This window comes from Mannheimia sp. E30BD (genome assembly GCF_041807785.1).
Taxonomy (GTDB): Bacteria; Pseudomonadota; Gammaproteobacteria; order Enterobacterales; family Pasteurellaceae; genus Mannheimia.
This window is the reverse complement of sequence record NZ_JBGTYX010000002.1, coordinates 87,617-101,238: the sequence shown is the minus strand read 5'-3', so window position 1 is coordinate 101,238 and position 13,622 is coordinate 87,617. Positions and strand designations below refer to the sequence as shown.

Here is a 13,622-nt window from a genome sequence, read left to right as displayed (position 1 = left end):
TATTCATTACTTAGGAGAAATTATGAACACGCTATCTAAAGCGATAAAACTTGCCTTATACAGTTCTGGTATAGGGTTTATCTCAACAGCTTACGCTGAAACAGTTACTCATCTTGATACCGTAGAAGTAAGTGCCGAAACGCCAAATGCCTCATCGGAAGAAACTGGACGTTATGCACAGAAAAAAGCCAAAGGCTCTAATGGAATGGCATTGAGTGCGAAAGACACGCCACAAAGCGTAACGGCTGTAACGCATCAACAAATCAGAGATCAAAATCTTAATACGATTGCCAAAGCACTTGAAGCAACTCACGGTGTTTCTGTTTCTTTGCTTGACAGAGGACGCTATTCTTTCAGTGCTCGTGGTTTTGGGATTGATAAAGTCAAGGTAGATGGTATGGATCTCAAAGTAAATAACCAATGGACAACGGGCGAAAATACAGGCAACAGCGTGTTATACGACCGAGTAGAAGTTGTGCGTGGTGCTACAGGCTTAACTACTGGGGCGGGCGATCCCTCTGCAAGTGTTAATCTTGTTCGTAAACGAGCCAATAGCACTTCCCGTTATACTATTTTAGAAGCTGGAATCGGGCGTTATGCTGATTTCAATACAATGATTGACCATAGCCAAGCATTGAATAATTCAGGATCAGTAAGAGGCCGCTTTATTGCAGAGCATAAAAACGGTAATACGTTCATTAAAAATGAAAAAGAACGTTACACCACGCTTTATGGCAATATTGAAGCAGACTTAACTGACACTACCAAACTTGGGTTAGGTGTAAGTTATCAAAAAGAAAAACGTGATGCAGCACTTTGGGGTGGTTTACCCGCATTCTATAGCGATGGTGGTGAAACTAACTGGAGCAGAAGCAAAAATGCCAGCCCAGAATGGGCTTACTGGGATAATGAATCCGTAAACTATTTTGCCGATATTACACAAAAACTAGGCGAAAAATGGGAACTTGCATTAAAAGGCAATTACCGTGTAGGCAAACATAATTCAGAACTTTTCTATTTCAGCGGCTCATCACTTAATCGACAAGATGGATTAGGTTGGTCGCCTTGGCCGGGTAAATTTAAAAATGATAATACACAATCTAATGTGCAGCTTGATCTTACCGGTTCATTCTCTGCTTGGGGATTAGAACACGATGCGGCAATCGGTATTCAATACAATCGAGCACATCGTAATTCCTACTCTGCCGATAACAGCACCTTTGACGGAGCTTTCGACTTTAATAATTGGAATGGCATTTATGCTAGACCAAACTGGGGAAGTATGTCTGAAAAATACTACCAAAACTTAAAAGAGTTCGGGGTGTATGCTTCTACTCGTTTACGTCTTACGAATAGGCTGTCTATGCTTCTAGGTTCTCGTATTTCATCGTACCGCACAGAAGGCACTTTCTATGGTTCAACACAAAACTTCCACGCTAACGATGTTTGGACACCTTATGCAGGATTAACCTTTGATATTAATCCACAAAATACCGTTTATGTAAGTTATACCGATATTTTCAAACCACAAAGTCAAGCGGACATCAATAACAAACTACTCTCTCCTGTTACGGGCGAAACCTACGAAGCAGGTTGGAAAGGGAGTTATTTCAATGACAACTTGCAAACTCAAATTAGCGTATTTGAAACAAGACAAGATAATCTAGCTCAATCTGCCGGTATTAACCCTAATACATTATTAGCCTACTACACAGCCTCCAAAGGCGCGAAAGTTCGAGGCTTTGAAGTAGAAGCATCTGGAAATGTAACTGAAAAATTAAAACTCAGTGCAGGATATACTCAGTGGAAAGGCGATGATGCTTCAGGTAACCCAATTAACACAACTCAACCACGCAAACAATTTAAATTCTTTGCAACTTACAATATGAACCGTTTAGTGCAAGGTTTAACAGTAGGTGCAGGTGTAAACTGGCAAAGCAGAATCTATACCAAACATGCTACTTATGGCGAATATGGTCAAAAAGCTTATGCTTTAGTGAATTTAATGGCTCGTTATCAATTTAATGACAACTTCTCAGCACAGCTTAACATTGATAACTTATTCGATAAAAAATATCGTAACGCCCTCAGCTTTAGCCAATATAGCTACGGTGAGCCATTCTATACACACTTAAATTTACGCTATGAATTCTAATTCCGTATAACAAGCGGTCAAAAAATTAAAAAAATTTGCAATTTTAGGCACTAATCGGTAAGGTTACTGCCTAAGTTATTTATTCTATTTTTTAGTTTATTGAGGTTTCAGATGAAAGTAATTTTATTAGGCGCACCGGGTGCAGGCAAAGGTACTCAAGCTCAGTTTATTATGAACAAATTCGGTATTCCGCAAATTTCAACCGGAGATATGTTCCGTGCGGCAATTAAAGAAGGCACTGAGCTTGGTAAACAAGCAAAAGCGTTAATGGACGAAGGTAAGTTAGTGCCAGATGAATTAACCGTTGCTTTAGTAAAAGATCGTATTGCACAACCAGACTGTGCAAAAGGTTTCTTATTAGATGGTTTCCCTCGCACTATTCCGCAAGCGGACGCATTAAAAGAATCAGGTGTAAAAATTGATTTAGTGCTTGAGTTTGATGTGGCTGATGAAGTAATTGTTGAGCGTATGAGCGGCCGTCGTGTACACCAACCATCTGGTCGTACTTACCACGTGGTTTATAACCCGCCAAAAGTAGAAGGTAAAGATGACGTAACAGGTGAAGATTTAATTATCCGTCCAGATGATAAAGCAGAGACAGTATTAGATCGTTTAGCGATTTATCACAAACAAACTAAACCATTAATTGCTTATTACACCGCAGAAGCGGAAGCAGGTAACACTCGTTATGAGCGTTTAGACGGTACAAAACCTGTTGAAGAAGTGAGTGCTGAGTTAGAAAAAATCCTACTCTAATTTAATATAAAAAATCTGCACCTTATTGTTTAAAGTGCAGATTTTTTTATTATTGTTACAAGCGGTCAAATTTTTGCATTTTTTTGCAGATTTTTGACCGCTTGTAGATTTTAAGCTTGCGTTTGAGCTTTTACCGCTGCAAACGCTACCATATTGATAATACGGCGAACAGAAGCCACAGGCGTTAAAATATGAGCTGATTTTTTCACCCCCATTAGGATTGGGCCAACTGTGATAGCCGTTGTGGTTGCACGCAGTAGGTTATAGCTGATGCGAGCGGATTCCACATTTGGCATAACTAATAAGTTTGCCGAACCTTTTAAGGTGGTATCTGGCATATGAGCTAAACGTAACTCTTCATTAAGAGCTAAGTCGCCGTGCATTTCGCCATCAATATTTAAGCTAGGATCTCGTTCTTGCACAATGCGTAAGGTTTCACGCATTTTCGGCGCACCAAGATAGTTATTAGAGCCAAAGTTTGAATGTGAAAGTAATGCAACCGCTGGATCAATACCGAAATGTTTTATCTCCTCAGCTGCCATTAGCGTGATTTCCGCTAACTCTTCAGCCGTTGGCTCGGCATTTACATAGGTATCTGTTAAGAACACATTCCCCGTTGGTAACACAAGGCTGTTGAGTGCAGCTGGTACTTTCACGCCTTCTTTAATGCCGATAATATCTTTAATAGCTTCTAAATGGCGGCTATATGAACCAAACAATCCACACACTAAACCGTCTGCATAGCCCATTTCAACGAGTAATGAAGCAATTACTGTTGTATTTGAGGTCGTTACTCGTTTTGCAATCGCTTCTGTGATACCACGACGGTTCATTAAGGCATAGTAACGCTTCCAAAGGTGTTCGTGGCGATCGTCTTGTTCGTTATTGACGATTTCAAAATCTCTGCCGGCTACAATGTGTAAGCCTAATTTTCTGATTTTAGCTTCAATAATCGCAGGGCGACCGATTAAAATCGGATATGCCAAGCCCATTGAAGCAATCTCTTGAGTAGCATGAAGCACTTTAGCTTCTTCGCCTTCAGCAAGCACAATACGTTTTTTGTCTTCTTTCGCTTGGCTGAAAATTGGCTTCATAAATAAGCTTGTTTTGTAAACAAATTGAGTTAGTTTTTCAATATAACCTTCCCAATCCGTAATCGGACGAGTTGCAACACCAGAATCCATTGCGGCTTTTGCAACAGCAGGGGCAATACGCACAATTAAGCGTGGATCGAATGGGCGAGGAATAATATAATCCGCTCCGAATGTTGCCCCTTCGCCGCCGTAAGCTGAAGTAACCACTTCATTTTGTTCTGCTAGGGCAAGATCTGCAATAGCATACACTGCCGCTATTTTCATCTCTTCATTAATGGTGGTTGCCCCTACATCTAATGCTCCACGGAAAATGAATGGGAAGCAAAGTACGTTATTTACTTGGTTTGGATAGTCTGAACGACCTGTACAGATAATCGCATCAGGGCGTGCCGCTTTTGCTTCAGGCGGAGTGATTTCAGGGTTCGGATTAGCGAGGGCAAGAATAATCGGATGAGCTGCCATTGAGCGAACCATATCTTGCGTTAATGCCCCCGCCGCTGAACAGCCTAAGAAAATATCTGAATTTGGCATAGCATCAGCTAGTGTACGCCAGCCGTTATCAATGATGGCATAGGCTTTTTTGGTGTCGTCCATACGATCATCACGATCTTGGTAAATCACCCCTTTGGAATCACACACCACAATGTTTTCACGCTTCATACCAAGTGAAACGAGCAAGTTCAAACACGCAATTGAAGCAGCTCCTGCACCAGATGCCACTAAACGAACATCTTCAATTTTTTTATCTACAATACGCAGCGCGTTAATGACTGCTGCAGCACTAATAATTGCCGTGCCGTGTTGATCGTCGTGGAAAACAGGAATATTCATTCGCTCACGCAGTTTTTGCTCAATATAGAAACACTCTGGTGCTTTAATATCTTCAAGATTTACACCACCAAAAGTCGGCTCTAGTGAGGCGATAATATCCACCAATTTTTCCGGATCAGTTTCATTAATTTCAATATCAAATACATCAATGCCTGCGAACTTTTTAAATAGCACGCCTTTACCTTCCATCACAGGCTTACCTGCCAATGCACCGATATTACCTAAGCCCAATACCGCTGTACCGTTTGAGATTACTGCAACTAAGTTACCTTTTGCTGTATAGCGGTAAGCTGCTAATGGATCTTGTTCAATTGCCAGACAAGGCTCAGCTACGCCCGGTGAGTAGGCAAGGGCTAAGTCTCGCTGAGTTGCTAGAGATTTGGTTGGAGTAACTTCAACTTTTCCCGGTTTTGGAAACTCGTGGAAATCAAGTGCTGCTTGACGCAAATCGCTCATAGTTTAGTCCTTAATTCGATAGTAAAATAAATTTATATATCAATAACTTAACGTTATTTTCTAATCATAGTAATTAGAAAAAATTTGCAAAAAATCGGATTTTTTCGACCGCTTGTTTATTAAGCGTAATGCTTCTGTAGCATTACAAAATCATCATAAATAGGTAAAATTACAACTTCAGGATTTTCAATCTTAAACATTCTTGGCTTTTCTTCTGCTTTATTTTCAGGACTACTCTCGTCTTTTTTATTAGCTGTATCTTGTTCTTGCTTAGGCAGATCTATTTCTTGAGAATTCAGTTTAACTTCATTAGTGTCTATCTCTTTTTTCGTTAAATCTTCTGTTTGCTTCTCTATTTGTATTTGCGGAGCTTCAACCTTTGTTTCTTTCGCATTCACTTGTTCAGAGTTTTGTTCAGTTGGTACTTGCTCCGCAGGTTGTTCCGTGTCCTGTTCTTCCACTTTTGGTTTATATGACGGATCTAATAATTGGCGGCTAATGTCCATTTTAGGGTCGAGCCAAATCGCCGCAATCGCATCGCTAAATTCTTTATTAAAAACCTCAGATACTACTCGATCATTTAAAATAAAGTAACCTCGATCTTCTAAAGCAATATAGTGCAAGGTATCTTCTGGCTTAATATCAGGGAATGTTTTTCTCAGGCGAGTAATCACTCCATCAACTTGCTGTTCAGGGAGCTGAATGCCTAAATTATTCCAAGTTCTCGGCAAAGAAGCCGCAAAATCGCGTCCTTCCCACGGCTTTTTATATTGCAAGGTAAGCATTAACGGACGTGTGCCTTCCGCATAACTACCCGTTTCAGTAAAAAGCGTGATGTGGTAGATATTAAACGGTCCCCAAGTATAATTGACATCGTTAATTTTTTTCCAAGTTGCATTTGCTGTTCCTAAAAGTAGAGAGAACAGTGTTAAAAAGACCGCTTTATAACGCATTATTTGGTATCCTAAAGATAAAAGTTATGGTGGCTATTATAGCCTTAAATAGGGTTATCACACATACTAATTTTCGATATAAATTTTGTGATCAAGTTCAAAAAATCAGAAAGATTTATGCGTAAAATCACGAAAAAATGCTAGTATTTTGCTATGAGTATGACAAACAACAACTAGGAGTTAAATATGTTTCCCGAATTTCGTGATTTAATTACAGAATTAAAACAAAGCGATGCACATTTTTCTCGCTTGTTTGACAAACATAATGAGCTAGATCAGCGTATTAAAAATATGGAAGCCAATATTGAGATCGCCACTCACGAAGAAGTGGAAACGCTCAAAAAGGAAAAGCTGCATCTAAAAGATCAGCTTTACACTATCCTAAAACAAAAATCCGTTTAATGATTAAAGAAAAAGTCCAGAAATTCTGGACTTTTCGTTTATAGCTTCTCTAAATTCGCCATTTTTGCAATCAGCCATTTTATGCCGTTACCGATAAAAGCAACTTGCAAGCGGGTTGCCTCTCCCGAGCCTTCCACATTAATAATCGTGCCTTGTCCGAATTTGACGTGATTGACTTTCTGCCCCATTTTCCAGCTATCATCATTCAAAATGGAAGCGGTCGTTTTTTGCGGATTTTTTGCAAATGTGGAAGATTGATTAAAACTCGCCGCACGGTTAATTGAGCCTCTTAAACGCACCTCTCGGATATGTTCTTCTGGCAACTCTGCAATAAAACGAGAAGGAACGTGGCGTTCTTCCTTGCCGTATAAACGGCGAGATTCGGCATAGCTAATGGTCAGTTTTTTCTTCGCACGAGTAATGCCTACATAGGCTAAACGGCGTTCTTCTTGCAATCTGCCTTCATCAAAGCTCATTCCACTTGGGAAAATCCCTTCTTCCACGCCCACCATAAAGACACGAGGGAACTCTAAGCCTTTGGCTGAATGTAGCGTCATAAGCTCCACATAATCTTCGTGTTGAGAGGCTTGTGCTTCGCCTGCTTCAAGAGAGGCGTGAGTTAAAAAGGCAGTGAGATCGGTTAAATCGTCTGCTTCATCAGGCTTCACAAACTGTTTGGTAGCAGTTACTAGCTCTTCTAAGTTTTCAATGCGAACTTCGCCTTTCTCTCCTTTTTCTTGCTTATACATTTCATACAAGCCCGATTTTTTAATCACATAATCGGTTTGTTCGGCTAAAGACATCTGCTCGGTTTCTTGGTCTAGAGCATTAATCAACTCCACAAATCGGAGCAACGAAGAAGCCGCTCTGCCTGAAAGTTGTTCTTCCTGCACCGCCACTTGAATAGCTTGCCATAAAGTAATTTGGCGGTTACGGGTAATTTGGCGAAGTGTGTCTAAGGTTCTGTCGCCAATGCCTCTGGTTGGGGTGTTAATCACTCGCTCAAAGGCAGCATCGTCTTGGCGATTGGCAATTAGGCGTAAATAAGCTAACGCATCTTTAATTTCTTGACGCTCGAAGAATCGCATACCGCCATAAATGCGGTATGGAATATTGGCTTGAATTAAGGCTTCTTCGATCACACGAGATTGGCTGTTACTACGGTAAAGCACCGCACATTCAGCTAGATCACCTTCATCTTCTTTCCACTGTTTGATTTGGGAGGCAACGAAGCGAGCTTCGTCTAACTCATTGAAAGCACAGTAAATATCCACAGGCTCGCCATTGCCGCTGTCCGTCCATAAATTCTTGCCTAAACGATTGTCGTTGTTAGCAATTAATTCATTGGCACAGCTTAAAATGTTGCCTGTTGAGCGATAATTTTGTTCCAAACGAATGGTTTGAGCCTTGTCATAATCTTTTAAGAAACGCTGAATATTCTCCACCTGAGCTCCACGCCAACCGTAGATCGATTGGTCATCATCGCCTACAATCATTACTTTGCCGACATCGCCTGCTAATAAGCGAATAAGATCGTACTGAATGTTGTTGGTGTCTTGGAATTCATCGATCAAAATCTGTTGAAAGCGCTGCTGATAACGCTGCAAAATCGCAGGTTTGTGTTTGAATAGCTCATAAGCACGAATAAGCAGCTCGGCAAAATCTAATAAGCCAGCACGGTCGCACGCCTCTTGGTAGATCTGATAGATCTCAACCAACTTTTTCTCATTGGGATCGTTGTGGTGTTCGATATCTTTGGCTCGTTTGCCCTTGTCCTTTTGAGCATTGATATACCACGCAACGTGTTTAGGTGGGAAATGTTTTTCATCAATATTGTGCAGTTTCAGCAAGCGTTTGAGCAAACGCTGCTGATCTTCGGTATCCATAATTTGGAAATCTTGGGGTAAATCGGCATCTAAATAATGAGAACGCAGTAAACGGTTCGCAATGCTGTGGAAAGTGCCTACCCACATACCAAACAGGCGATTATCGCCTGATTGGGAAAGGGTATGCTCAATACGGTGTCGCATTTCTGCTGCGGCTTTATTGGTAAAGGTAACGGCGAGAATGTTCGATTCTGGCACATTTTCTACGCCAATTAACCACGCGATACGGTGAGTTAAAACCCGTGTTTTACCAGAGCCTGCTCCTGCAAGTACCAAGTAATTGCCAAGAGGAGCTGCAACCGCCTCTCGCTGCTTATCATTTAAACCATCTAATAATAATGAGAAATCCATAATCGCCCTTAATCTGTGCTTTTATACAGCATTATAGCCTAAATTATGGGTTTAAGAAAATGTTCTCCGTTAAAATTGGATCTTGGAATTCAAAACCTGTTGCGAGTAGTTTTTCTGGAACAAGTTGCTGGTTATCTAACACCAAACAAGCTCGTTCGCCTAAGCCTAATTTCAAGGCAAATTCAGGCACAGTAAAGAAAGCAGGGCGATTAACAGCATTGGCTAAAATACGATTAAATTCCTCATTTCTGACTGGATTTGGTGCCACAAAATTATAAGCCCCTGAACAATTTGCATTTTTTAGCAAAAAAATGACCGCTTGTACGTGATCTCGGCGACTAATCCACGCCCAATACTGTTTACCCGAACCAAGTTTTCCGCCTAATCCACATTTATAAATCGGTAAAATTTTCTTTAATGCTCCGCCCTCTGGCGAAAATACCGTGCCTGTGCGAATTAAACATACTCGGGTTTTATCGCTTTCGGCTTTTAATGCAGAGGCTTCCCACTGCTCGCAAAGGTAGTTCGTGAAGCAGTCTTGATAACAAGCGGTCGATTCTGTGTAAAAATTTGCAGATTTTGGCAAATCGCCATAAATGCCGATTGCCGAAGCTGAGAGGAAAGTATGAGGTGGATTACTACTTGCGTTAATTAATTCGCTGAGTTTATTGGTAACTTTTACTCGGCTCTCAATAAGTTTACGCTTTTGCTCTTCCGTCCAACGCTTATTAAAAATCGGCTCGCCTGCAAGGTTGATAACCGCATCAAAGTTGTTTAAATCAGAAAATTCATCAAGTGAGTAGCAATATGTGATCTGTTTATCATCACTTTTCTTTTCTTTATCCCTAACTAAAAGTGTGAAGTAATGATTTTCAGGTTTTAATTTTTTAATTAATTCAGTACCAATAAAGCCCGTACCACCCGTAATAAGAATATTCATAAGTTATCTCCTTATAAAGAAAGGGCAAACTTGCCACGCTACTGCTTTGCTTACAATCTAGCTACCTACAACGATGTTTCAAATAGCTCCGTGATATTTTTAATTAAATCTTCGACTAAAACCTGACGAACTGGGGTAATAAAAATAGTGTCATCACCTGCTATAGTCCCTAAAATGCCTTCTGCTTTTCCCATTGAATCCAGTAAGCGAGCAATCAGTTGAGCGGCTCCCGGACTGGTTCTCACCACAATTAAGGCATCATTGTAGTCAATGTCTATTACTAAATTTTTGAGTGGGCTTGATGTTGTTGGCACGCTTAATTCTACAGGCAGTTGATAGACCATTTCCATTTTAGTATTACGCGTTCTAACTGCTCCAAATTTAGACAACATTCGAGAAACTTTAGATTGGTTAATGTTCTCAAACCCCATTTCTTGTAATGCGGCTACAATTTCACTTTGTGAGCTGAATTTTTCTTCTCGCAACAGCGATTTAAACGCTTCTGATAAATTATCTACCTTATCCACAATCATTCTCTTATTCATAATAAAAGCTAAAATTATTCATCATTCTTGCTTATCTATGCAAATAAATCAACAAACCAAGTGAAAATCAAATAAAAAATTTGCTCTATGTCTCAAAAATGAGATTTGCTATTTGAATCCCCAAAAAATTTGCCTTACACTAAATTGGTCTAAACTTCCATAACTTATTAGGAGAAATTTATGTGTAAAAAAGTCGCTCTTTTAGGTGCTGCAGGTGGCATTGGTCAATCATTAGCACTTCTATTAAAACTCAATTTACCTGCTAAATCTGAATTATCTCTTTATGATATCTCTCCTGTTACACCCGGCATTGCGGTTGATTTAAGTCATATCCCAACAGATGTTAAGGTAACAGGTTTTGCAGGCGAAGATCCGACTGATGCACTTAAAGATGCGGATGTAGTTGTGATTTCTGCAGGGGTTGCTCGCAAACCTGGTATGACGCGTGCGGATTTATTCAATGTCAATGCAACTATCGTATATAACTTAGTGGAAAAAGCAGCAAAAGTTTGCCCGAAAGCGTGTATCGCAATTATCACTAACCCAGTTAATACCATCATTCCTATTGTAGCTGAAGTGTTGAAAAAAGCAGGCGTTTACGATAAAAACAAACTCTTTGGCGTAACTACATTAGATGTAATCCGTGCCAATACCTTTGTAGCTGAAGCTAAAAATGTGAATGTGAAATATGTAAGAGTTCCTGTGATTGGCGGACATTCAGGCACAACCATTCTTCCATTGCTTTCACAAGCAACGGTAAATGGCTTAAAACTTGAATTTACCCAAGAGCAAATTGAGCAATTAACACATCGCATTCAAAATGCAGGTACTGAGGTGGTTGAAGCAAAAGCAGGTGGCGGTTCAGCAACATTATCAATGGCACAAGCTGGTGCAGAATTTGCTCTTGGCTTGGTAAGAGGGTTAGTTGGCGAAGACGTTATTCGCTACGCTTATGTTGATAATGCCAACGGAGAAACCTCGCCAGCATTCTTTGCTTACCCAATTCGCTTAGGTAAAGATGGTTTGATAGAAGTGCTACCAATTGGTGAATTAAGCGATTTTGAGAAAAAACAAGTAGAAGATTTAATTCCAATTTTAAATGAAGAAATTGAATTAGGTCAAAACTTCAAGAAAGATACTTAATTAGCATTATAAGAGAAGAGCTGATAATTATTCAGCTCTTATTTATATTAAATTTAAGCATTAAACTTTATTTAATTAAAATTATAAAATAAATAAAAATTGAAAATATTAAATAATTTTTTAATATTTTCAATTTTTTATGAACTTTTCAAAATATTATAAGTCCATAACTATAAGCGCTTACAATTATTTTTAATAAAATGTCCATAAACTAAATAAATTCAGGAAGGAGAATTTAATGAATTTACAAAAAATTAAGGAAATCCAAGCAAAACACTCTTATCCAAGTGTAACTATTACCTTACCAACAAATCGTACTGCACCAGATAATGAAAAAGATGCTATTCGTCTAAAAAATTTAGTGCAAGATGTTGTTAATCGTTTAGAGTCAGAATTTGATAAACGAGAAACACAAAATATTGTTGAAAATATTCAACGTTTAGCTGATGAAGTAGATCATCAATATAATTTAGACGGTTTAGTTATTTTTGCAAGTAATGAATTTAGTGCTTCATATAAATTACCATTCCGTTTACCAGAACGCGCAAGTATTGAAGATAACTTTGTAACGCGTGATTTAGTTTATGCAATGAATCGTAGTCCATTATATTTATTAACGATATTAAGTGAAAACGGAACACGTTTATTTGTCGGTCATAAAGATATTTTAGATGAAGTTGAAGATTATGGTTTCCCATTCTCACTTGAAAATGTGATTGCAACTGCAAGCCCTGGGCAAGATATCAGCCACGTTAGAGATCAAATCGTCACTGATCATATGAGAGAAATTGGCGATGCGTTAGTTGAAGCGCAAAAAGCAACACCAGCCCCTATTGTAGTTGTAGGTGTAGATCGCAATATCGGTCATTTCAGAGATGGTGCTCGTAACAGCGATGATATTATGCTCTATATCAACAGCGGTTTAAGTAATGAAAGTGAACACGAACTTGCTAAAACCATTTGGCCACAAATTAAAGATGCCTTACACGCTGAACGCCAAAAAATCTTTGATGAAATTGGCGCATCACAAGGCAATAACCGCTTCGTTAGTGATTTAAATGAAGTATGGCAGGCTTGTATTGACGGACGAGTTGAAACTCTAGTAATTGAGGAAGATTTACATATTTCAGCTAAAGTAAGCGAAGATGGTCGTAAATTAAACGAGCTTGAGGGGTCTTTCGAGCAAACAGAAAATACTTATGAAGACATTGTTGATGAGATGATCGAGAAAGTATTGGAAACCTCAGGCAGAGTAAAATTTGTCGATAACGTTAGCTTAAAAGAGATTAATCCTACTCACGGTTTAGTTGCAATCACTCGCTACTAATATCCAAACAAAATCCCCTTGATAAGACTCAAGGGGATTTTTTTATTCTTTATTATTTTCAACTTTCTGCTCTTTTTCAGGCTCTGGATCAAACTTAACCACCGGCACACAACCTCGGCACGCACCTTGATTTACCCCCAATTCATTACAGAAACTATCGTATTTTTCTAACGCTTTTTTAAACCAGCTTTTCTTTTCGGTTTGCTCGCTCATCTCTTTCCCCTCAAGTTACAAGCGGTCGTATTTTGCAAATTTTTTACAAAAAACAACCACTCGCATTTTAATTAATCACGGAAGTTATTGAATTGGAAAGGTTGCCCTAAATCTGCTCCTTTCACTAATTGAATAGCTGCCTGTAAATCATCACGAGATTTACCCGTTACACGCACTTGCTCGCCTTGAATTTGGGCTTGAACCTTGATTTTTGAATCTTTGATCAGCTTAGTAATTTTCTTCGCCATATCTGATTCAATCCCTTGCTTGAGCTTGATCTCTTTTGAGTAAAGTTTGCCGTGATGTTCACTTTCCGCTGGAATATCAAGCGAACTATGCTCAATGCCACGCTTTACGCAAGAGCCGATTAAAATTTCAATTAACTGCTCTAGTTGGAAGTCTGATTCTGTTGTTAGTTTGATAGATTCATTTTTTTCGTTTAACTCAATCACCGCTTCCACACCACGGAAGTCATAACGAGTACTTAACACACGGTTTGCATTTTCAACCGCATTACGTACTTCGTGCATTGTGATTTCAGATACAATATCAAATGATGGCATTTTTTGT

Annotated in this window: 12 protein-coding genes; 5 read left to right on the top strand and 7 right to left on the bottom strand. The window is 39.3% G+C overall.

Annotated elements, in window-relative coordinates; genetic code table 11:
* Positions 1–22 precede the first annotated feature (22 nt).
* Together ACERCG_RS01825 and adk are read left to right on the top strand one after the other, a co-directional pair.
* On the top strand, positions 23–2,155 hold the full coding sequence (locus tag ACERCG_RS01825; protein ID WP_373610377.1) for a TonB-dependent siderophore receptor: 2,133 nt from the start codon (positions 23–25) through the stop codon (positions 2,153–2,155).
* A 111-nt stretch (positions 2,156–2,266) separates the two neighbouring features.
* Positions 2,267–2,911, top strand: a complete 645-nt coding sequence (adk, locus tag ACERCG_RS01820) for an adenylate kinase (RefSeq protein ID WP_373610376.1) — start codon at positions 2,267–2,269, stop codon at positions 2,909–2,911.
* Positions 2,912–3,021: 110 nt separating this feature from the next.
* Here the strand turns inward: adk and ACERCG_RS01815 are convergent, their stop codons facing one another.
* Positions 3,022–5,292 (bottom strand): NADP-dependent malic enzyme, encoded by a 2,271-nt coding sequence (locus tag ACERCG_RS01815; protein ID WP_373610375.1) that lies wholly within the window; start codon positions 5,290–5,292, stop codon positions 3,022–3,024.
* Between the two features lie 119 nt (positions 5,293–5,411).
* On the bottom strand, positions 5,412–6,245 hold the full coding sequence (locus tag ACERCG_RS01810) for a cell envelope integrity protein TolA (RefSeq protein WP_373610374.1): 834 nt from the start codon (positions 6,243–6,245) through the stop codon (positions 5,412–5,414).
* 186 nt (positions 6,246–6,431) lie between these two features.
* Here ACERCG_RS01810 and ACERCG_RS01805 point away from each other — a divergent pair, with 186 nt between their 5' ends.
* Positions 6,432–6,647 carry a YdcH family protein gene (locus ACERCG_RS01805; RefSeq protein WP_373610373.1) on the top strand — a complete coding sequence of 72 codons (216 nt, stop codon included), beginning with the start codon at positions 6,432–6,434 and terminating at the stop codon, positions 6,645–6,647.
* Between the two features lie 38 nt (positions 6,648–6,685).
* On the opposite strand, the gene uvrD is transcribed toward ACERCG_RS01805, so the two are convergent.
* The 3 genes from uvrD to argR all read right to left on the bottom strand — a co-directional run bounded on the left by uvrD (position 6,686) and on the right by argR (position 10,351).
* A complete protein-coding gene (uvrD, locus tag ACERCG_RS01800; protein ID WP_373610372.1) occupies positions 6,686–8,884 on the bottom strand; it encodes a DNA helicase II in 2,199 nt (732 codons plus the stop codon).
* A 43-nt stretch (positions 8,885–8,927) separates the two neighbouring features.
* Entirely contained in the window at positions 8,928–9,824 is an 897-nt protein-coding gene (locus ACERCG_RS01795) for a TIGR01777 family oxidoreductase (RefSeq protein WP_373610371.1), read from the bottom strand.
* Positions 9,825–9,889: 65 nt separating this feature from the next.
* Positions 9,890–10,351, bottom strand: coding sequence for a transcriptional regulator ArgR (gene argR / locus ACERCG_RS01790; RefSeq protein ID WP_373610501.1), 462 nt, complete (start codon positions 10,349–10,351; stop codon positions 9,890–9,892).
* Between the two features lie 198 nt (positions 10,352–10,549).
* Here argR and mdh point away from each other — a divergent pair, with 198 nt between their 5' ends.
* Positions 10,550–11,512, top strand: a complete 963-nt coding sequence (gene mdh, locus ACERCG_RS01785; protein ID WP_373610370.1) for a malate dehydrogenase — start codon at positions 10,550–10,552, stop codon at positions 11,510–11,512.
* A 238-nt stretch (positions 11,513–11,750) separates the two neighbouring features.
* Positions 11,751–12,839 carry a hypothetical protein gene (locus ACERCG_RS01780; RefSeq protein ID WP_373610369.1) on the top strand — a complete coding sequence of 363 codons (1,089 nt, stop codon included), beginning with the start codon at positions 11,751–11,753 and terminating at the stop codon, positions 12,837–12,839.
* 42 nt (positions 12,840–12,881) lie between these two features.
* Here the strand turns inward: ACERCG_RS01780 and ACERCG_RS01775 are convergent, their stop codons facing one another.
* Both ACERCG_RS01775 and ACERCG_RS01770 read right to left on the bottom strand, forming a co-directional pair.
* Complete coding sequence (locus tag ACERCG_RS01775) at positions 12,882–13,052, bottom strand: DUF5363 domain-containing protein (RefSeq protein ID WP_373610368.1); 171 nt, start codon at positions 13,050–13,052, stop codon at positions 12,882–12,884.
* A gap of 71 nt (positions 13,053–13,123) precedes the next feature.
* Positions 13,124–13,615 carry a YajQ family cyclic di-GMP-binding protein gene (locus ACERCG_RS01770; RefSeq protein WP_334237072.1) on the bottom strand — a complete coding sequence of 164 codons (492 nt, stop codon included), beginning with the start codon at positions 13,613–13,615 and terminating at the stop codon, positions 13,124–13,126.
* Positions 13,616–13,622: the final 7 nt, after the last annotated feature.

Bases quoted from the DNA above. Each gene is read 5' to 3' on its own strand.
- ACERCG_RS01825 (WP_373610377.1), top strand. From the start codon at position 23: ATGAACACGCTATCTAAAGCGATAAAACTTGCCTTATACAGTTCTGGT.
- adk (WP_373610376.1), top strand. From the start codon at position 2,267: ATGAAAGTAATTTTATTAGGCGCACCGGGTGCAGGCAAAGGTACTCAA.
- ACERCG_RS01815 (WP_373610375.1), bottom strand. From the start codon at position 5,292: ATGAGCGATTTGCGTCAAGCAGCACTTGATTTCCACGAGTTTCCAAAA.
- ACERCG_RS01810 (WP_373610374.1), bottom strand. From the start codon at position 6,245: ATGCGTTATAAAGCGGTCTTTTTAACACTGTTCTCTCTACTTTTAGGA.
- ACERCG_RS01805 (WP_373610373.1), top strand. From the start codon at position 6,432: ATGTTTCCCGAATTTCGTGATTTAATTACAGAATTAAAACAAAGCGAT.
- uvrD (WP_373610372.1), bottom strand. From the start codon at position 8,884: ATGGATTTCTCATTATTATTAGATGGTTTAAATGATAAGCAGCGAGAG.
- ACERCG_RS01795 (WP_373610371.1), bottom strand. From the start codon at position 9,824: ATGAATATTCTTATTACGGGTGGTACGGGCTTTATTGGTACTGAATTA.
- mdh (WP_373610370.1), top strand. From the start codon at position 10,550: ATGTGTAAAAAAGTCGCTCTTTTAGGTGCTGCAGGTGGCATTGGTCAA.
- ACERCG_RS01780 (WP_373610369.1), top strand. From the start codon at position 11,751: ATGAATTTACAAAAAATTAAGGAAATCCAAGCAAAACACTCTTATCCA.
- ACERCG_RS01775 (WP_373610368.1), bottom strand. From the start codon at position 13,052: ATGAGCGAGCAAACCGAAAAGAAAAGCTGGTTTAAAAAAGCGTTAGAA.
- ACERCG_RS01770 (WP_334237072.1), bottom strand. From the start codon at position 13,615: ATGCCATCATTTGATATTGTATCTGAAATCACAATGCACGAAGTACGT.